This window comes from Achromobacter dolens (genome assembly GCF_902859745.1).
GTDB lineage: Bacteria > Pseudomonadota > Gammaproteobacteria > Burkholderiales > Burkholderiaceae_B > Achromobacter > Achromobacter dolens.
The window spans coordinates 84,201-102,463 of record NZ_CADIJW010000005.1; the positions used below are offsets into that span (position 1 = coordinate 84,201).

Below are 18,263 nucleotides of genomic sequence, written 5' to 3' on the forward strand. Positions count from 1 at the left end.
GGGCCCCCTCTTGCCGCCATGAACGCCCCACTCGCCAGCCACATCTTGAACGGGGCGACGCCGCCCACAGCACCCGCGCGACTGCGCGAAATTCCCTACAACTACACGTCGTTCTCCGATCGCGAGATCGTCGGCCGGCTGCTGGGCGACGACGCCTGGAGCCTGTTGACCGACCTGCGCGGCGAACGCCGCACCGGGCGCTCCGCCCGCATGCTGTACGAGGTGCTGGGCGACATCTGGGTGGTGCGCCGCAATCCGTACCTGCAGGACGACCTGCTGGACAACCCCAAGCGCCGCAAGCAACTGATCGACGCACTGCACCATCGGCTGGGCGAGATCGACCGCCGCCGCGAACCCGGCGCGCCGGCCGAGGCCGGCCACGATCCGCATCGCGACGAAAAGGTGCTGGGCCTGCTGGGCCGGGCGCGTTCGGCCATCGCCGCCTTCGAGGGCGAGTTCGACCAGACCGCCATGCTGCGCAAGCAGGCGCAGAAGGTGCTGGGCCGCATCACCGCGCGCGACAACATCAAGTTCGACGGCCTGTCGCGCGTATCGCACGTGACCGACGCCACCGACTGGCGCGTGGAGTACCCGTTCGTGGTGCTGACGCCGGACTCGGAAGACGAGATCGCCGCGCTGGTCACCGCCTGTATCGAGCTGGGCCTGACCATCGTGCCGCGTGGCGGCGGCACCGGCTATACCGGCGGCGCGATTCCGCTGACCTGGAAGTCGGCCGTCATCAACACCGAGAAATTCGACAAGCTGGGCAAGGTCGAGTCCTGTATCCTGCCCGGGCTCACCGAGCCCGTGGCCGTCATCCATGCCGGCGCCGGCGTGGTGACCAAGCGGGTGTCGGAGGCGGCCGAGGCGGCCGGTTTCGTGTTCGCCGTGGACCCGACCTCGGCCGAGGCCTCGTGCGTAGGCGGCAACATCGCCATGAACGCCGGCGGCAAGAAGGCCGTATTGTGGGGCACCGCGCTCGACAATCTGGCCTGGTGGCGCATGGTCGATCCGGACGGCAACTGGCTCGAAGTGACGCGCCTGGACCACAACATGGGCAAGATCCATGACGTGGAGGTGGCCCGCTTCGAACTCAAGTGGTTCGACGGCCGTGGCAAGCCGGGCGAACGCCTGCTCAAGACCGAGACCCTGGAAATCGCCGGCCGCGTGTTCCGCAAGGAAGGCCTGGGCAAGGACGTCACGGACAAATTCCTGGCCGGCCTGCCCGGCATCCAGAAGGAAGGCTGCGACGGCCTGATCACGTCGGCGCGCTGGGTGCTGCACCGCATGCCCAAGCACACCCGCACGGTCTGCATGGAATTCTTCGGCCAGGCGCGCGACGCGATCCCGTCGATCGTCGAGGTCAAGGGCTACCTGGACGGCGAAGGCCGCGCCCGCGGCGCCATCCTGGCCGGCCTGGAGCACCTGGACGAGCGCTACCTGCGCGCGGTCGGCTACGCCACCAAGAGCAAGCGCGGCTCGCTGCCCAAGATGGTGCTGATCGGCGATATCGTCGGCGACGACGAGGACGCCGTGGCCGCGGCCGCCAGCGAAGTGGTGCGCCTGGCCAACACCCGCCATGGCGAAGGCTTCGTGGCGGTGAGCGCCGAGGCCCGCAAGAAGTTCTGGCTCGACCGTTCGCGCACCGCCGCGATCGCGCGCCACACCAACGCCTTCAAGATCAACGAAGACGTGGTGATCCCGCTGCCGCGCATGGGCGAGTACACCGACCATATCGAGCGCATCAACATCGAGCTGTCGACCCGCAATAAGCTGCGCCTGCTGGACGCGCTGGACGACTATCTCTGTACGCCGCTGCCGGTCGGCAAGGCCGAAGACGCCGCCGACGACGAGACCCGCGCCGAGGTGCTGGCCGAGCGCACGCGCCAGGCCATCGAGCTGCTGGCCGCCGCGCGCCAGCGTTGGCAGTGGCTGCTGGACAACCTGGACCTGCCGCTGGCCGACGCCATGCCGCAACTGGAAACGCTGGGCATGGGCCACCTGCGTGGGGCGCTGGCCGAGCGTCTGGCGACGCAGCCGCAGGCGCGCGTGTTCGATGTGGTGCAGGATCGCACCATCCGCGTGTCGTGGAAGACCGAGGTGCTGGCCGGCCTGCAGGCGGCGTTCTCAGGCGCGGCGCGCAAGCCGATCCTGGACGAGCTGGTGGCGATCCACGGCCGCGTGCTCAAGAGCCGCGTGTTCGTGGCGCTGCACATGCACGCTGGCGACGGCAACGTCCACACCAACATCCCGGTCAACTCGGACGACTACGGCATGCTGCAGGAGGCCCACCAGGCCGTCGAGCGCATCATGCAGATCGCGCGCGACCTGGACGGCGTGATCTCGGGCGAGCACGGCATCGGCCTGACCAAGTACGAGTTCCTGACGGAGGCCGAACTGGCGCCGTTCCAGGACTACAAGCGCCGCGTCGATCCCAATGGCCACTTCAACGCCGGCAAGCTGATGCCCGGCGCCGACCTGCGCCACGCCTGGACGCCCAGCTTCAACCTGATGGGCCACGAGTCGCTGATCATGCAGCAGAGCGACATCGGCGCCATCTCGGATTCGATCAAGGACTGCCTGCGCTGCGGCAAGTGCAAGCCGGTGTGCGCCACCCATGTGCCGCGCGCCAACCTGCTGTATTCGCCGCGCAACAAGATCCTGGCGACCTCGCTGCTGGTCGAGGCCTTCCTGTACGAAGAGCAGACCCGCCGTGGCGTCAGCCTGAAGCACTGGGAAGAATTCGAGGACGTGGCCGACCACTGCACCGTCTGCCACAAGTGCTACAACCCCTGTCCGGTCGACATCGACTTCGGCGACGTGTCGATGAACATGCGCGCCGTGCTGCGGCGCATGGGCCGCAAGTCGTTCAATCCGGGCACGGCCAGCGCCATGTTCTTCCTGAACGCCAAGGATCCGGCCACCATCAATGCCACCCGCAAGGCGATGGTGGGCGTGGGCTACAAGGTGCAGCGCGCCGCGCACGATCTGCTGTCGGGCCTGGTGAAGAAGCAGACCTCGGCGCCGCCGGCGACCGTGGGCAAGCCGCCGCTGCGCGAGCAGGTGGTGCACTTCGTCAACAAGAAGATGCCGGGCGGGCTGCCCAAGCAGGCCGCGCGCAAGCTGCTCGATATCGAGGACGCGAACTACGTGCCGATCATCCGCGATCCCAAGGCCACCACGGCCGACACGGAAGCGGTGTTCTACTTCCCGGGCTGCGGGTCGGAGCGCCTGTTCTCGCAGGTCGGCCTGGCCACGCAGGCGATGCTGTGGCATGCCGGCGTGCAGACCGTGCTGCCGCCGGGCTACCTGTGCTGCGGTTATCCGCAGCGCGGCAACGGCATGACCGACAAGGCCGAGCAGATCATCACCGACAACCGGGTGCTGTTCCATCGCGTCGCCAACACGCTCAACTACCTGGACATCAAGACCGTGGTGGTCAGCTGCGGCACCTGCTACGACCAGTTGGCCGGCTACGAGTTCGAGAAGATCTTCCCGGGCTGCCGCCTGATCGACATCCACGAATACCTGCTGGAAAAGGGCATCAAGCTGGAAGGCGCCAAGGGCGTGCGCTACATGTATCACGATCCTTGCCACACGCCGATGAAGCTGCAGGACCCGATGAAGACCGTGCGTTCTCTGGTGGGCGACGGCGCGGTCAAGAGCGACCGCTGCTGCGGCGAGTCGGGCACGCTGGCGGTCAGCCGGCCGGACATCTCGACCCAGGTGCGCTTTCGCAAGCAGGAAGAGCTGCTCAAGGGCGATGCCGCGCTGCGCGGCGATGGCTTCACGGGTGACGTCAAGGTGCTGACCTCGTGCCCGTCGTGCCTGCAGGGCCTGTCGCGCTACCAGGGCGACACCGGCATGGACGCCGACTACATCGTGGTCGAGATGGCGCGCCACATCCTCGGCGAAGGCTGGATGGAAGACTACGTGCGCCGCGCCAACGCGGGCGGCATCGAACGCGTGCTGGTGTAGCGCGCCGCCGGCCGATGGCCGGATGGCCGCGTCTCGCAACGCCCGGCGGATTCGCCGGGCGTTTTGTTTGCTCGCGTGGCGGCACAGGCGCGTCGTAGCCGCGCCGACTTGTGCGGCTACTTCATTGCAAATAATATTGCGTCTCAATTGTAATGTGAGGTGTCAGCAGTTTCCATGCCCGTTTCCCCCCGCACCCCAATCCTGGCCGCCGTCCTGGCGGCCACGGCCAGCCTGCCCGTCCAGGGCGCCATGCAACCCGCCGCCGAAGCGCCGCTGTCCGGCGACACTGAATTCCACTGCCGCTTCGGCCAGGACAACAGCACCGAGTGCGTGAGCACATACCGCTATACCATCCTGACGCTGGCCGGGCGCGAGCTGGTCTCGCGCATTGACCGTACTTATGCCGAGAACGACAGCGTCGAGGTCGAGCGCGCCGAGCTGATCCAGCCAGGCGAAAAGCCGGTGCCGCTGAGCGCGGACCAGATCGACACCCGCATGGCGCCAAATCCGGACCAGGGTTTTCTGCGTCACAAGCAGACCTCGCTGGCCTTTCCCAACCTGCGGGTGGGCAGCACCATCGTCTACACGCTGCGCGAGCGTTACGCCGGCATTCCGTCGGCGACGCAATTCCACTACGTGCTCGGCTTGCAGCCGCGGGCAGTGCGCCAGGAGCGCTTCCACGCCGAGTTCAGCGCCGAGCGCCCGATGGTCTGGCGCACCGAGGCGATGGATGCCTATCGCGTCCAGGCCTCGCCCGATGCGCGCCGCATCACGGTGGAACTGAAAGCCACGCCGTACTACTACGCCTATGTCAACGAGGCGGACCAGGGCTATCTGCGCCAGTCGCCGCGCCTGGAGATCGGCAGTTCGGCCGCGTTGCAGGACCACTTCGGGCCGTTCGCGGCGCGCTACAACGCCATCCTGGCGGCGGCCTTGCCGCAGGCCGCGGCCGCGGCCGTCTCGGCCCAGCGGGGCAAGGCACCGGCGCAGACCGTGGCCGCGCTGATGCGCCACATCCATGAACGCTATCGCTACCTGGGCGATTGGCGCAGCAGCGAGCGGGGCCAGGTTCCCTTCGCGCTCGACGAGATCGAGCGGCGCGGCTACGGCGACTGCAAGGACCTGGCGGTGCTGCTGACGGCCATGCTGCGCGCGGCCGGGGTCGCCGCCGAACCCGCCCTGGTGACGCGCGGCACCGTGGCGCCAGCGGTGCTGTTGCCGGGTCTGTCGGCGCCCAACCACGCCATCGTGCGCGCCCAGGTGCAGGGCGAGACCTGGTGGCTGGATCCCACCAATCCTGTGTTCGTGCCGGGCTTCACCATGCCGGACATCCAGCAACGCTGGGCCTTCGTCATGGATGACCAGGGCAATGTGCGGCGCGAGGACATTCCGCTGGAACGCCCCGCGCCCAGCATCCTGGTGACGCGCCATGAACAGTTCGACAAGGATGGGCAGGCCAAGGTGCGCGCTTCGGTCGAGGTAAGCCGCATGGTGGCCGCGGAAATCAGCGCGGGCGACCAGCAGAACGGCGCGACGGCGATGGACCAGGCGTTGTGCCGCAGCTTCGCCGCCGAGAACCGCGACTGCCAGTTGCGCCGTGCCGCCAGCGATTTCGTGGTGCCGCAGGCCTACCGCATCGATGCCACGCTGGTGGACCTGCGCGCGCTGGAACGGGTCGGCCGCCAGCATGTGTACACCCACACCGAACTGAGCGATGACTGGGAGCTCTTCGCGCGCTATCGCCAGGCGGGCCAGTTGGCCGACATCTACCTCGGCACGCCGGAAACCGCGTCTTATGACGTGACGCTGGCCGGTGGCAAGGTCCAGGCGCCGCCGCTGCATTGCCAGGTCCGTTCGCCGTGGATCGACGTGGACCTGGACGGCAAGCCGGCCAAGTCGGGCTACCAGTACCGCTACCGCAGCGCCAGGAAGGTTAGCTGGTTCAGCCATGACGAGATCGGCTCTGACGCGTTCGGGCGGGCGATCGAGCAGGGCCGGCAATGCGTCGAGGCGTTGCGCATGGTCGTGACGCTGCCGCGCAAGTGAACGCCTGGCCCGGCGTCGCCGCCATGAAAAACGCGGCCGGATGGCCGCGTTTTTCATGCAAGGCCAGGCGCGCTCACTCGAGCTTGATGTTGGCCTTCCTGATCACCTCGGCCCAGGCGGCGCGTTCCTTGTCGGCATAGGCCTTGAAGTCCTGCGCCGACATCGGCATCGGGATGACGCCCATGTCCAGCATCTTCTGCGACACGGCCGGCGACTTCAGCGCGGCGTCCAGTTCGGCGGACAGCTTCTTGACCACCGGCTCCGGCAGGCCGCCGGGGGCGACCAGGCCTTGCCAGGCGTAGGCGGTGAAGTCGGGCACGCCCTGTTCAGCCATGGTGGGCGCGTCCGGCAGCACGGCAACGCGCTCGGGCGTGGCCGCGGCCAGCACGCGCAGCTTGCCGGCCTTGACGTTGGGCAGGCCGGCGGCCAGGTCGATGAACATCACGTCCACCTGTCCGCCCAGCAGGTCCTGGATGGCGGGCGCCGCGCCCTTGTAGGGCACGTGCAGCAGGTTGGCGCCGGTGCGCTGCTTGAACAATTCCAGCGCCAGGTGATGCGGAGAACCGGCGCCAGCGGAGGCGGCGGTCAGCTTGCCCGGCTCCTTCCTGGCGGCCTGGATCACGTCGTTGACCGTCTTGTAGGGCGAATTGACGTTCACCGCCAGCAGCAGCGGGAACTTGGCGATGCCGCCGACGTAGGTGAACTTGGACGGATCGTAGGCCAGCTTGGCGTACAGCGTGGGGTTGTAAGCCAGGGTGCCGGAATCGGCCGTGCCGATGACGTAGCCGGAGGGGTCGGCCTGCGAGATCGCGGTGGCGCCGATGATGGTGGCGGCGCCGGGGCGGTTCTCGACCACGATGGTCTGGCCCAGCGGCTTTTCGATGCCGCTGGCGACGGTGCGCGCGACCACGTCGGCGCCGCCGCCGGCCGGGTAGGGCACGATCCAGCGAATGGGTTGGGTGGGCCAGGATTGGGCCGAGGCCGCGGTGGCGGCCAGCGACAGTGCGGCAAGCGCCAACAGGCGCCGGGCGTGCTTGTGCATGGGGAGTCTCCTCGTTTTTTTGCGAGGGTATTATGCCCCGGCCGTCCGGCAATATGCGCTCGTTTGCGGCCCCGGAATCAGCGGCTTATTGCGGATCGGGGTAGCTGCGGGCGCCGAAGATGGCGGTACCGATGCGTACTTCGGTCGAGCCTTCCTCGATCGCCAGCTCGAAATCGCCGCTCATGCCCATGGACAGGCGTTCCAGCGACACGCCGGCGATGCCTTCCTGGCGCAATTGGTCGCGCAGCTCGCGCAGGGCGCGGAAGCAGGCGCGCACTTCCAGCGGGTCGGGGGAGTTGGCCGCCATCGTCATCAGGCCCTGTACCCGCAGGGTGGGGAAATCCGCCACGATGCGGCGCAGGAACGCCGCCACCTCGGCGGGGGGCATGCCGTACTTGCTGGGTTCGCTGGAGGTCTTGACCTGGACCAGTACGTCCAGGGTCCGGCCCTCATTGACCAGGCGGCGATGCAGGGCTTCGGCCAGGTCGACCCGGTCGAGTGATTGCAATTCGGTGGCGTCGCGCGCCGCGTCCTTGGCCTTGTTGGTCTGCAAATGGCCGATCAGGACCCATTGCAGGCCCTGGCCGGCCAGCGCGGCCGCCTTCTGGCGCAGCTCCTGGGTCTTGTTCTCGCCAAAACGGGTCAGGCCCAGCGCCATGGCTTCGCGGATGGCGTCGACCTCGAAGGTCTTGCTGACGGGCAGCAGCGTCACGCTGTCCGGCGCGCGGCCTGCGCGCTCGCAGGCCTGCGCAATGCGTTGTCGGATCCCGGCCAGGCGGGTGGCCATGGTGTCTACATCGGTCATGCGGTTCTCTTGGGAACGGAATGTCCCATAGTGTAGGACGCGCGCGCACCGTTTCGCCACACCGGGCCGCGCGCCACGCTATCTTCGTTGACCCTGTCCGAATCGCAGGCTTAGAATTTCAGGATATTTGTTTAGATTTCAATGTTCTAAACCCGCCGGCGCGGTCCTCGTGGATCGCGCGGTTCCCTCCTCCTTCTCGCCGTTTCCCTCCGCCATGTCCAGCGCCGCGCCCGAGTACGCATTTGCCACGCCCTTCCTGAATCCCCCCGCTTCGCCGATCCGATCACTCATGCCCTACGCGCTGCGTCCCGGCACGATCTCTCTGGCGGGCGGCTACCCCGCGCAGGAACTGTTCGACGTGGACGGCCTGTCGATCGCCTCGACGCAGGTGCTGGCGCGTCTGGGCGCCTGCCTGCAGTACTCGAACATCGACGGCCAGGCCAGCCTGCGCCATGAGCTGGCGCGGCTTTCGGCGGCGCGCGGGCTGCAATGCAACGCGGATACGGAACTGGCCGTCACGGGGGGCTCGCAACAGGCGCTGGCGCTATTGAGCCGGGTGATGCTGCAACCGGGCGACCACGCCATCATCGAATCGCCCGCCTTCCCCAATTCCGTGCAGGCGCTGCGCTACACCGGCGCCACCGTGCACACCGTGCCGTCGGGCCCGGATGGCGTCGACATCGACGCGCTCGACGAACTGGCCGCGCGCATCAAGCCCAAGGTCGTGTGCGTGGTGGCGTCGTTCTCCAATCCCTGTGGCGCCACCATCTCTCGCCAGCGCCGCCTGCGGCTGCTGGATCTGGCGGTCAAGCACCGCTTCCTGATCGTCGAAGACGATCCCTATAGCGAACTGCGCTTTGCCGGCGAAGCGGTGCCGCCCATCATGGCGCTGGCCGAGGGCGAAGCCCGCAACTGGGCTGTGTACCTGGCCAGCATGTCCAAGACCATGGCGCCCGCGCTGCGCATCGGCTGGCTGGTGGCCCCGCCCGAAATCCGCCGCCGCTGCGTCGGCGCCAAGGCCGCCGACGACATGGCCTCGTCCGCGTGGATCCAGGAAGTGGTGGCGCAGTACCTGGCCAATGGTCGCTACGAGGAACACGTGCCGCGCATCCGCGCCGCCTACGGCCTGCGTTGCGACGCCATGGCCGCCAGCCTGGAGCGCGAACTGGCCGGCCGCATTACCTTCAGCAAGCCCGAAGGCGGCATGTTCTTCTGGGCGCGCCTGACCGGCGAGGTCGACGCCACCCGCCTGCTGCCCTACGCCATCGAGCACGAAGTGGTCTACGTGCCGGGCAAGGCGTTCTACGCCGACGCGGCCCAGGCCGACATGCACGCCATGCGCATGTCGTTCGCCACCATGAACGAAAGCCAGATCGCGCAGGGCATGCAGCGCCTGAGCCGCGCGCTGGAGGCCTGCGAGGCCAACCAGCCGGTGTCTATTTCGCTGGCGGCGTGATATACCCAAATAAGCGCTTGTTATTTGGCGCGGGCGCTTCATGCCGATAAGCTTCTCGCCTCGGCGCGCTTGCGCGCCCCGCTACAACAGGACGCTTGCGCGTTCCGGTACAACAGGAAAACGAGTCATGAACATTGCAAAAGGGTTGGCGGGCGCGGCGTTGTTGTTCGCCGCGGCACAAGGGGCACAAGCGGCGACGCTGGACATCGTGCGCCAGCGCGGGGCGGTCACCTGCGGCACCACCACGGGCTTTGCGGGGTTTTCCGCGCCCGACGCGCAGGGCAAGTGGCAGGGGCTGGACGTGGACCTGTGCCGCGCCATCGCCGCGGCCGTGTTCGGTGACGCCGACAAGATCAAGGTGGTGCCGCTGAATTCGCAGCAGCGCTTCACCGCGCTGCAGTCGGGCGAAGTCGATGTGCTGACCCGCAACACCACGGTGACGCAGCAGCGCGACACCGCGCTGGGCATCATCCACGCCGGCATCAACTTCTACGACGGCCAGGGTTTCCTGGTGCCCAAGTCGCTGGGCGTCAAGAGCGCCAAGGAAATCAACGGCGCGACCATCTGCCTGCAGACCGGCACCTCCAACGAGAACACGCTGGCCGACTGGGCGCGTGCCAACAAGGTTACCTACAAGCCGGTGGTGATCGAGACCTTCAATGAAGTGGTCAACGCCTTCGCCGCGGGCCGTTGCGACGTGTTCTCGACCGACGCCTCGGGCCTGGCCTCGATCCGCATCTCCAAGCTGCAGAAGCCCGACGACTACGTGGTGCTGCCCGAGATCATTTCGAAGGAGCCGCTGGGGCCGTTCGTGCGCCAGGGCGACGACGCCTGGCTGAACATCGTGCGCTGGTCGCTGTCGGCCATGATCGAGGCCGAAGAGTACGGGGTGACCTCCAAGAACGTCGACGAGCAGGTCAAGAGCGACAACCCCAACATCAAGCGCATCCTGGGCGTGACGCCCGGCGGCGGCGCGAACCTGGGGCTGGACGAGAAGTGGGCCTACAACATCGTCAAGCAGGTCGGCAACTACGGCGAGAGCTTCGAGCGCAACGTCGGACAGGGTAGCCCGCTGAAGATCAAGCGCGGCTTGAACGCGCAATGGACGCAAGGCGGCCTGATGTACGCGCTGCCGATCCGCTGAACGCGGCGTACCGTCCGGCGCACTGGCCGGATCCCCAATGAAAAACCGATGCCGCGGCATCGGTTTTTCATTGGGCGCGCGTTGCGACAGGACCGTCAGCGGCGCCGGTACACCTGCGCGATCTGGGTGAAGGCTGCGCGCAGTTCGCGCGTGCCGCCCTGGAAGATCACCGGCCGGCCGCGGTGTGTGAACACCACCAGGCGCTTGGAAAATATCATCGGCACGAACCGCGCTTCGCGTACGTCTTCCCAGGCGACCTCGCGGCGCGAGAACCAGGTCTGGCGCAAGCCGCGCTCATCGATGGTGGTGATGGAGGTCTGCATGTGCCAGGACACGAACAGCAGGCCGATGAAGCACAGCCCCACCACCAGTGCCATCGAGCTTTCGAGCGGCTGGCCCGGCGCGCGAATGGCGGTCGTGACCACCTGCACGCCCAGCACCGCCAGGATCACCCAGGTCAGAATGCGCACCCAGTCGGGCCACGCCTGCCCTGACAGGGGCAGCGGGCCGAGGGCGCGGAGCAGGGCGGCGTGTTCCTCGGGCGAGGGGGGCGGTACGAGGGGCGTCATGCGGCTGCGGAGTTCCGGTAGCGTTGCGGAAAGACTTGCGCCGGTTGACCCGGACGCTCACGCGAAACGCGCGCAGCCATTCTACGGCGTTTCGCGGTCAGGCTGCCCGCTTGGCGGCAATGGCGTTGCCAGCCCGGCTGGAGCCCTTGCGGTTGAGGTTGGCCGACATCCATTGGCCGATGTCCACCACCGCATCGAAGTCGACGCCAGTGTCGATGTCCAGCCCGCGCAGCATGTACAGCACGTCTTCGGTCGCGACATTGCCCGTCGCGCCCTTGGCGTAGGGGCAGCCACCCAGGCCGGCCACCGAGGCATGGAATATCGAGATGCCGGTCTCCAGTGAGGCCAGGATGTTGGCCAGCGCCTGGCCGTAGGTGTCGTGGAAGTGGCCCGAGACGCGCGCCGGGTCCACCACGCGGGTGACCGCGGCCATTACGTCGCGCACGCGTTGCGGCGTGCCCACGCCGATGGTGTCGGCCACGTCGATCTCGTCGACCTGCATGGCCAGGTAACGCTGGGCCACGTCCACCACGGATTCGATCGGCACTTCGCCCTGGTAGGGACAGCCCAGCGCGCAGCTGATGCTGCCGCGCACGCGGATGCCGGCCTCGCGGGCGGCCTGCACCACGGGTTCGAAGCGCGCGATGGATTCGGCGATCGAGCAATTGATGTTCTTTTGCGAGAAGGCCTCGCTGGCCGCCCCGAAGATGACGATTTCGTCCGCGCCGGCGGCCAGCGCGCCCTCGAAGCCCTTCATGTTGGGCGTGAGCACCGAATAGATGGTGCCCGGGCGGCGCTGGATCCGCGCCATGACGTCGGCGCCGTCGGCCATCTGCGGCACCCACTTGGGCGACACGAACGAGGCCGCCTCGACATTGGGAAAGCCGGCGGCCGCGAGGCGGTCGATCAGTTCCACCTTGATGTCGGTGGGCACGAATTCCTTTTCATTCTGCAGGCCGTCGCGGGGCGAAACCTCGACGATCTTGACGCGTGTGGGCAATGCCATGTCTCTTCCTGTATCGGTATCGGGGGCGGCCGCGGCGGCGGCTCGGCGCCAACGCCAATATTAGCGCCATCGCATCCGGCCCCGCTCGCGCTCGGGCCGAGGGCGGTCCAGGCGCCGGCCGGCCCCTGGCGCGATCCCTTATTTCAGGCGCTGGAAGCGGCCGTCGTCCAGGCGCGCCACGCGCAGGGCCAGTTCCAGTTCCAGCAATTGCGCCTGCAGGTCGGCGGTATCCAGGCCACAGCGGGCCTGGATCGCATCCAGGTGCAACGGGTCGAAGCCCAGGGCGTCGAGAACCGGATGGGGGGCGGCTGCCTCAACCGCCGCGGCCGGGCGGGCGCCGGGTTGTGGGCCGCCGCCCAGTTCGTCGGTGATGTCGGCCGCGGTCTCCACCAGCTTGGCGCCCTGGCGGATCAGCGCATGGCACCCGCGCGACAGCGGCGAGTGGATCGAGCCGGGAATGGCGAACACCTCGCGCCCGCTTTCGCCCGCCAGCCGCGCGGTGATGAGAGAGCCGCTCTGTTTTGCGGCCTCGACCACCAGCACGCCGCGCGCCAGTCCGGCCACGATGCGGTTGCGCTTGGGAAAGTGCTGGGGCAGGGCGCCCGTCCCCATCGGCAATTCGGAGACCAGCGCGCCGTGCGCGGCGATGCGATGCGCCAGGTCGCGGTGCCGCGCGGGGTAGATGCGGTCGATGCCGGTGCCCATCACCGCGACCGTGCCGGCGCCTGCGGGGCCGGCGTCCAGGGCGCCTTCATGGGCCGCCGCGTCGATGCCCAGCGCCAGCCCGCTGACCACGCGCCAGCCGTTGCCGGCCAGGTGGCGGGCGAAGGCGCGGGCGTTTTCCTGGCCGCCGGGGGTTGCATTGCGGGCGCCCACGACGGCCAGCGATGGTCCCTGCAGATAGGCCGGGTCCCCATTCACGTAGAGCAGGATGGGCGGGTCGGCGATGGTGAGCAGGCTTTGCGGATAGGTGGGATCGGCCAGCGTCAGGATGTGGTGACCTTGCCCCTCGACCCACTGCAGCGCGTTGTCGACCTGTGCGGCCATGTCGACCGGCATGGGAGCGGCCAACTGGCGGGCCAGCGCGTCCGGCAGTTGGCGCGCCAGGGCCGAGGCGCGCTGTGCGTAGATCTGTTCCGGCAGGCCCAGCGCGCCAAGCAGCGTGCAGGCGGTGGCCGGGCCGATGCCGGGCTCCAGGGACAGGCGCAACCAGGCGGACAATTCAGCGGCGGTATGGGTGAGCGGCATGGCAAGGGCGCCGGCGGACGGGCGCGAAGGAAATAGGGGGGGGCCGGCGCCGGGGCGCCGATCGTTCGGGAGTGTCGCATGGCGGCCACGGCAGCCCCGGCAGGCGGGACCGAATGATCCCGGCCGGACGGGGCTGTAAATCGGGGCCAGGCCGGTCCGGATAATCCTCGTGTTAGCCGAAAACTATTAGAAATCAAGAATCTAATGAATTAAACTGTTGGTCAGGCACTCTTACCGACGATTCCTTTTCAATGGCATTACTTCCTATTCTTCGCTACCCGGATCCGCGCTTGCACAAGAAGGCCAAGCCGGTCGCCGAGGTCGATGACCGCATCCGCCAACTGGTGCGCGACATGGCCGAAACCATGTACGACGCGCCGGGCGTCGGCCTGGCCGCGACGCAGGTCGACGTGCACGAACGCGTGGTCGTCATCGACGTCTCCGAAGAAAGCAACCAACTGCTGGTGCTGATCAATCCCGAGATCACCTGGCGCAGCGACGATTACAAGATCTACGAGGAAGGCTGCCTGTCGGTCCCTGGCATCTACGACGAAGTCGAGCGCGCTTCGCGCATCCGCTGCAAGGCGCTGGACATCGACGGCAAGCCGTTCGAGTTCGATGCCGACGGCCTGCTGGCCGTGTGCGTGCAGCACGAGCTCGACCACCTGGAGGGCAAGGTGTTCGTCGAATACCTGTCCAACCTGAAGCAGAACCGCATCAAGACCAAGCTGAAAAAGGCCGAGCGCGAAGCGCTGCGCGCCTGACGCCCGTTTCCTTCCTCCCGGTCCGCTCCCCATGCGCCTAGTTTTCGCCGGCACGCCGGAATTCGCCCGTATCGCCTTCGACGCCCTGCGGGCCGCCGGCCACGACATTCCGCTGGTCATGACCCAGCCCGACCGCCCGGCCGGGCGCGGGCTCAAATTGACACCGAGTCCCGTAAAGCAGGCCGCGCTCGACGCCGGCATCGAGGTTGCCCAGCCGCGCAGCCTGCGTCTCGATGGCCGCTATCCCGAGGAGGCTGCCGAGGCCCGCGCCCTGCTCGAGCGCATCGCGCCCGACGTGATGGTGGTCGCGGCCTATGGCCTGATCCTGCCGCAGTGGGTGCTGGACCTGCCGCGCCTGGGCTGCCTGAACATCCACGCCAGCCTGCTGCCGCGCTGGCGCGGCGCGGCGCCGATCCAGCGCGCCATCGAGGCGGGCGACGCCCGCACCGGCGTGACCATCATGCAGATGGACGCGGGCCTGGACACCGGCGACATGCTGCTGGAGCGGGTCGTGCCGATCGGGGCCGAGACCAATGCCGCGCAATTGCACGACGCGTTGGCGCTGGCCGGCGGCGAGGCGATCGTGGCGGCCTTGGCCGCACTGTCCCAGGGCGGTTTGACGCCGACCCCGCAACCCGAGGACGGCGTGACCTACGCCGCCAAGTTGGACAAGGCCGAGGCCGCGCTCGATTGCAGCCAGCCCGCGGAACTGCTGGCGCGTCGCGTGCGCGCCTTCAACCCGGTGCCCGGCGCCAGCATCCGCCTGCCCGGCCTGGCCGATCCCGTGAAGGTGTGGCGCGCGCAGGCCCTGCCGCAGTCCGCGGCGGCCGCGCCCGGCAGCGTGCTGCGCGCGCAGGCTGATGGCATCGACATTGCGACCGGCGAGGGCGTGTTGCGCCTGCTTGAGTTGCAGAAGGCCGGCGGCAAGCGCCAGCCGGTGGACGTGTTCGTGCGGGGCTGGCAGCCGGCCTGAGGCCGTTCGCCGTTGCCAGGGGGCTGGCCGCCGTGGCGCAGGCGGCCTTTCTCAGGCGCGCTCGGCCAGCAGGTCCAGGTAGGCGCCCGACAACAACTGGTCCGGCGCGATCTGCAGGCTGGCGAGCAGCTCATGGGCCTCGGCCATGCCGGCCTCGACGCTTTCGCCGTCTCGCAGCACGACTTCCAGTTCCAGGAATTCCCCCAGTCCCTCGACCCGATCCAGGTGGATGCGGGTGCGGCCGGCCATGAATAGCAGGCGCTGCTTGCGCACGCGGCCGATCACGTCATAAGCCAGCCCCAGCGCGTCGCGCAGGGTATCGGGCGAGGCGGTCGGTGAAATGACGTAGAAGCTTTCCTTGGGGCCGGCCTCGTCGGCGCGGCGGTAGAAGATCAGTTCGCCCTTGCCATCGGCGAACACGCGCAGCTTGAGCCGGCCGTCAGGGCAGGCGAAGAAGGTGTCGTCCTGCGCGATGGCGATCGGAGCCTTGCCCGACAGCGCGGCGGCCAGCGATTCGAGGGCCGCCAGGCTGGCGACCCTTGCCTTGATTTCGACGTTGCGGGCCATGGGGGTGTCCTTGTCGGGGCGCAGTGTCAGGCCAGCGCGGCGGGCAGTTCGGCGACCTGCATGAACAGCTCGTCGGGGCCGCGGTCGCGCAGCGCGTCGACGTGGTTGTAGCCCCAGGCCACCGATCCCACGCGCACGCCGGCCTTGCGGGCCGCGTCGATGTCGCGCATCTCGTCGCCCACCAGCAAGAAGCGTTCCGGCGGGGTGTCGTGGCGCTGCAGCAGGCGCTCGATCTTGGCGGCCTTGCCGAACAGGTCGGTGCCGCATTCGTAGTCGTCGAACAGCGCCGCGGTCTCCGGCCCGAGCACGCGCTGCACGTTTTCCAGCGAGTTCGAGCTGACCACCGCCAGCCGCAGCCCGCCCGCCTTCAGTCGGGCCAGCGCGTCCGGAACGCCATCGAACAGGCGCACGCTGGGATCGATCTCCTGCATCAGCGTGCGCACGTGCGCCATGATGGCGGGCAGTTTCCACAGCGGGATGCCCAGAAACTTCAGGATCTCGCCGGCGTCGCGGTGGCGCAACTGGTCGCGCTCGGCGGCGTCGATCTTGCGAAAGCCGTACTTGTCGGCCACCGTGTTGAGGATGGAATTGAACCAGGGCATGGTGTCTGCCAGGGTTCCGTCGAAATCAAAAGCTGCGATGTCGTATTTCAAGAAAAAATCCGATGCCGATCTACATGGGGTGAAGCAGATACTGCACCACCGGCGCCAGGTCTTCAAGCGGCGGGGCGCCGGCGACGACGCGCTGGGCGTTGGTCCAGGGATAGTCCAGCGCGAGCAGCCAGCCGAACACCGCGTCGGTGGCGGCGGGGGGCAGCGTCACCATGGTCTCGATGGTAATGGTCAGGTGAGTCGCGCGGTATGGCTCCGGCTGGAAGGTCCAGGCGTAGCGGCCACAGCCCACGCGCACGTTGCCGGTGGCCTTCTCTGTCATGCCGACGATCCAGTCACAGGAATAGTCGGACAGGCGCGCATCGGTCTCGGGCCGCGCCAGGTAGAAGGTGTAGACGTTGTCGTAGGTCTGGCCGAACTTGCGCACCAAGGTGTCGGTGATCGCGGCCAGGCCGTGGGATTCGGGCGGAAACGCGATGGCCTGCGTGCGCAGCGCCATCTTCAGCACCGCCTGCGGCGCGAAGGCGCGCGCCATGTAGTGTGGGCGGTTTTCGTCCTTGGCGTGGAAGTAATCGCGCAATACGGACTCGGTGCTGGCGGGGAACGACGAACCGTTGGACATTGCGGGGCTTTCCTTGGAGCGGGTTAGGGGGCGCGATGCTCGGGCTTGACGGGCTCGAACCACTTGGAGACGTTGGGCGGCTCGTAAATGGCGTAGCGGTCCAGCAGCGTCGCCGGATCGCTTTCCACCACCAGCATGTCGCGGTGCTGCGGGCGCATGAAGGCTTCGTCGACGGCATGGTCGACGAACTGCATCAGCGCGTCGTAATAGCCGGCGATATTGAGCAGGCCGCAGGGCTTGCTGTGCATGCTGAGCTGGGCCCAGGTCCAGACCTCGAAGAACTCTTCCAGCGTGCCGGCGCCGCCGGGCAGCGCGATGAAGCCGTCGGCCTTCTCCATCATCATGGCCTTGCGCTCGTGCATGCTCTGCACCAGGTGCAGCTCGGTCAGGCCGCGATGGGCCTGTTCCTTTTTCTGCAGCAGTTCCGGGATCACGCCGATCACGCGGCCGCCGCCGGCCAGCACCTCGTTGGCGATGACGCCCATGATGCCGACGACCGAGCCGCCGTAGACCAGGCCGAGGTCGCGCTTGACCAGTTCACGGGCCAGCACGCGGGCCTGCTCCAGGTATTCGGGGCGCGCGCCGGGATTGGAGCCGCAATACACGCAGATGTTCTTCAGGGTCATATGAAGCTACTTGTTGTCGGGCCCGTTACAGATTGCGTCATGGGCCGTCCGGGAAGCCGATAGTTTACGAGAAGCGCCGGGCGGGTTTTTACCCGGCGCACGAAAGCCGGATCCGGCGCCATGGGCAATGTTTGGACACAGCATCTTTTCGTACGCCCGGTAGACTGGGTTGTTCGGAACGACTGGAAGTCCAGCGTCGTATTGCCAACCCCACAAGGAGCTAACGATATGGAAAACACGACCCGTAACCAAGACAAGGCGAGCCGCCCCTTCGACATGGATGTGAAGGCGATCCGCGCCAAGGCGCGCCAGGATATCGAGTCCGGCGCCGTCACCGACACTTACCGTGCCGACCGCCAGACCGTGCTCAAGCTCCTGAACGAGGCGCTGGCCACCGAGATCGTCTGTGTGCTGCGCTACAAGCGCCACTTCTTCATGGCCCGCGGCCTGAACGCCGAGCCGGTGGCCGCGGAATTCGCGGAGCACGCCGCTCAGGAACAGGATCACGCCGACAAACTGGCCGAGCGTATCGTGCAACTGGGCGGCGAGCCCAACCTGTCGCCCAAGGGCCTGCTCGAGCGTAGCCATTCCGAGTACGTCGAGGGCTCCTCGCTCGAGGAGATGATCAAGGAAAACCTGATCGCCGAGCGTATTGCCATCGACAGCTACCGGCAGATGATCGAGTACATCGGCGAGCAGGATTCGACCACCCGTCGCCTGCTGGAGGAAATCCTGGCGGTCGAGGAAGAGCACGCCGACGATCTGTCTGATTTCCTGGCCAAGCATTAAGGCCCGTCAGCGGTCGA

General features: G+C 67.6%; 16 protein-coding genes. 7 read left to right on the top strand and 9 right to left on the bottom strand.

The window, feature by feature from the left end; genetic code table 11:
• Positions 1–18 precede the first annotated feature (18 nt).
• Both HV783_RS06395 and HV783_RS06400 read left to right on the top strand, forming a co-directional pair.
• On the top strand, positions 19–3,978 hold the full coding sequence (locus HV783_RS06395) for a DUF3683 domain-containing protein (protein WP_054500411.1): 3,960 nt from the start codon (positions 19–21) through the stop codon (positions 3,976–3,978).
• A gap of 174 nt (positions 3,979–4,152) precedes the next feature.
• Positions 4,153–6,024 (top strand): DUF3857 domain-containing protein, encoded by a 1,872-nt coding sequence (locus HV783_RS06400; protein ID WP_054500412.1) that lies wholly within the window; start codon positions 4,153–4,155, stop codon positions 6,022–6,024.
• A 73-nt stretch (positions 6,025–6,097) separates the two neighbouring features.
• Here HV783_RS06400 and HV783_RS06405 read toward each other — a convergent pair whose 3' ends face one another.
• Together HV783_RS06405 and HV783_RS06410 are read right to left on the bottom strand one after the other, a co-directional pair.
• Positions 6,098–7,066, bottom strand: a complete 969-nt coding sequence (locus tag HV783_RS06405; RefSeq protein WP_054500413.1) for a Bug family tripartite tricarboxylate transporter substrate binding protein — start codon at positions 7,064–7,066, stop codon at positions 6,098–6,100.
• Between the two features lie 85 nt (positions 7,067–7,151).
• Positions 7,152–7,871 carry a YggS family pyridoxal phosphate-dependent enzyme gene (locus HV783_RS06410; protein WP_054500414.1) on the bottom strand — a complete coding sequence of 240 codons (720 nt, stop codon included), beginning with the start codon at positions 7,869–7,871 and terminating at the stop codon, positions 7,152–7,154.
• Between the two features lie 214 nt (positions 7,872–8,085).
• Here HV783_RS06410 and HV783_RS06415 point away from each other — a divergent pair, with 214 nt between their 5' ends.
• Complete coding sequence (locus HV783_RS06415) at positions 8,086–9,327, top strand: aminotransferase-like domain-containing protein (protein WP_064524045.1); 1,242 nt, start codon at positions 8,086–8,088, stop codon at positions 9,325–9,327.
• 127 nt (positions 9,328–9,454) lie between these two features.
• Positions 9,455–10,471 (top strand): amino acid ABC transporter substrate-binding protein, encoded by a 1,017-nt coding sequence (locus HV783_RS06420; protein WP_064524026.1) that lies wholly within the window; start codon positions 9,455–9,457, stop codon positions 10,469–10,471.
• Between the two features lie 95 nt (positions 10,472–10,566).
• On the opposite strand, the gene HV783_RS06425 is transcribed toward HV783_RS06420, so the two are convergent.
• The 3 genes from HV783_RS06425 to dprA all read right to left on the bottom strand — a co-directional run bounded on the left by HV783_RS06425 (position 10,567) and on the right by dprA (position 13,294).
• Positions 10,567–11,040: a hypothetical protein gene (locus HV783_RS06425; protein ID WP_175188830.1), complete on the bottom strand. Its 474-nt coding sequence runs from the start codon at positions 11,038–11,040 to the stop codon at positions 10,567–10,569.
• A gap of 97 nt (positions 11,041–11,137) precedes the next feature.
• Entirely contained in the window at positions 11,138–12,046 is a 909-nt protein-coding gene (locus HV783_RS06430) for a hydroxymethylglutaryl-CoA lyase (protein WP_006389909.1), read from the bottom strand.
• Between the two features lie 138 nt (positions 12,047–12,184).
• Entirely contained in the window at positions 12,185–13,294 is a 1,110-nt protein-coding gene (gene dprA, locus HV783_RS06435; protein ID WP_064524028.1) for a DNA-processing protein DprA, read from the bottom strand.
• Positions 13,295–13,545: 251 nt separating this feature from the next.
• On the opposite strand from dprA, the gene def reads away from it, so the two are divergent.
• Complete coding sequence (gene def, locus HV783_RS06440) at positions 13,546–14,058, top strand: peptide deformylase (RefSeq protein WP_006389914.1); 513 nt, start codon at positions 13,546–13,548, stop codon at positions 14,056–14,058.
• 31 nt (positions 14,059–14,089) lie between these two features.
• Positions 14,090–15,031, top strand: a complete 942-nt coding sequence (gene fmt / locus HV783_RS06445; RefSeq protein ID WP_054500420.1) for a methionyl-tRNA formyltransferase — start codon at positions 14,090–14,092, stop codon at positions 15,029–15,031.
• Between the two features lie 51 nt (positions 15,032–15,082).
• Here fmt and HV783_RS06450 read toward each other — a convergent pair whose 3' ends face one another.
• The 4 genes from HV783_RS06450 to HV783_RS06465 are packed head-to-tail and all read right to left on the bottom strand — an operon-like array spanning position 15,083 to position 17,457.
• Entirely contained in the window at positions 15,083–15,598 is a 516-nt protein-coding gene (locus HV783_RS06450) for a class IV adenylate cyclase (protein WP_175188831.1), read from the bottom strand.
• Between the two features lie 26 nt (positions 15,599–15,624).
• Entirely contained in the window at positions 15,625–16,251 is a 627-nt protein-coding gene (locus HV783_RS06455; RefSeq protein WP_054500422.1) for an HAD hydrolase-like protein, read from the bottom strand.
• Positions 16,252–16,270: 19 nt separating this feature from the next.
• Positions 16,271–16,831, bottom strand: a complete 561-nt coding sequence (locus tag HV783_RS06460) for a hypothetical protein (protein WP_175188832.1) — start codon at positions 16,829–16,831, stop codon at positions 16,271–16,273.
• Positions 16,832–16,854: 23 nt separating this feature from the next.
• Complete coding sequence (locus HV783_RS06465; RefSeq protein ID WP_054500424.1) at positions 16,855–17,457, bottom strand: LOG family protein; 603 nt, start codon at positions 17,455–17,457, stop codon at positions 16,855–16,857.
• A 228-nt stretch (positions 17,458–17,685) separates the two neighbouring features.
• Here HV783_RS06465 and HV783_RS06470 point away from each other — a divergent pair, with 228 nt between their 5' ends.
• A complete protein-coding gene (locus HV783_RS06470; protein ID WP_054500425.1) occupies positions 17,686–18,246 on the top strand; it encodes a ferritin-like domain-containing protein in 561 nt (186 codons plus the stop codon).
• Positions 18,247–18,263 lie beyond the last annotated feature (17 nt).

What these genes read in the sequence shown, in the direction of transcription:
- HV783_RS06460 (WP_175188832.1), bottom strand. Translation starts at nt 16,831, where the DNA reads ATGTCCAACGGTTCGTCGTTCCCCGCCAGCACCGAGTCCGTATTGCGC.
- HV783_RS06430 (WP_006389909.1), bottom strand. Translation starts at nt 12,046, where the DNA reads ATGGCATTGCCCACACGCGTCAAGATCGTCGAGGTTTCGCCCCGCGAC.
- def (WP_006389914.1), top strand. Translation starts at nt 13,546, where the DNA reads ATGGCATTACTTCCTATTCTTCGCTACCCGGATCCGCGCTTGCACAAG.
- HV783_RS06400 (WP_054500412.1), top strand. Translation starts at nt 4,153, where the DNA reads ATGCCCGTTTCCCCCCGCACCCCAATCCTGGCCGCCGTCCTGGCGGCC.
- HV783_RS06410 (WP_054500414.1), bottom strand. Translation starts at nt 7,871, where the DNA reads ATGACCGATGTAGACACCATGGCCACCCGCCTGGCCGGGATCCGACAA.
- HV783_RS06395 (WP_054500411.1), top strand. Translation starts at nt 19, where the DNA reads ATGAACGCCCCACTCGCCAGCCACATCTTGAACGGGGCGACGCCGCCC.
- HV783_RS06470 (WP_054500425.1), top strand. Translation starts at nt 17,686, where the DNA reads ATGGAAAACACGACCCGTAACCAAGACAAGGCGAGCCGCCCCTTCGAC.
- HV783_RS06425 (WP_175188830.1), bottom strand. Translation starts at nt 11,040, where the DNA reads ATGACGCCCCTCGTACCGCCCCCCTCGCCCGAGGAACACGCCGCCCTG.
- HV783_RS06465 (WP_054500424.1), bottom strand. Translation starts at nt 17,457, where the DNA reads ATGACCCTGAAGAACATCTGCGTGTATTGCGGCTCCAATCCCGGCGCG.
- HV783_RS06450 (WP_175188831.1), bottom strand. Translation starts at nt 15,598, where the DNA reads ATGGCCCGCAACGTCGAAATCAAGGCAAGGGTCGCCAGCCTGGCGGCC.
- HV783_RS06420 (WP_064524026.1), top strand. Translation starts at nt 9,455, where the DNA reads ATGAACATTGCAAAAGGGTTGGCGGGCGCGGCGTTGTTGTTCGCCGCG.
- fmt (WP_054500420.1), top strand. Translation starts at nt 14,090, where the DNA reads ATGCGCCTAGTTTTCGCCGGCACGCCGGAATTCGCCCGTATCGCCTTC.
- HV783_RS06415 (WP_064524045.1), top strand. Translation starts at nt 8,086, where the DNA reads ATGTCCAGCGCCGCGCCCGAGTACGCATTTGCCACGCCCTTCCTGAAT.
- dprA (WP_064524028.1), bottom strand. Translation starts at nt 13,294, where the DNA reads ATGCCGCTCACCCATACCGCCGCTGAATTGTCCGCCTGGTTGCGCCTG.
- HV783_RS06405 (WP_054500413.1), bottom strand. Translation starts at nt 7,066, where the DNA reads ATGCACAAGCACGCCCGGCGCCTGTTGGCGCTTGCCGCACTGTCGCTG.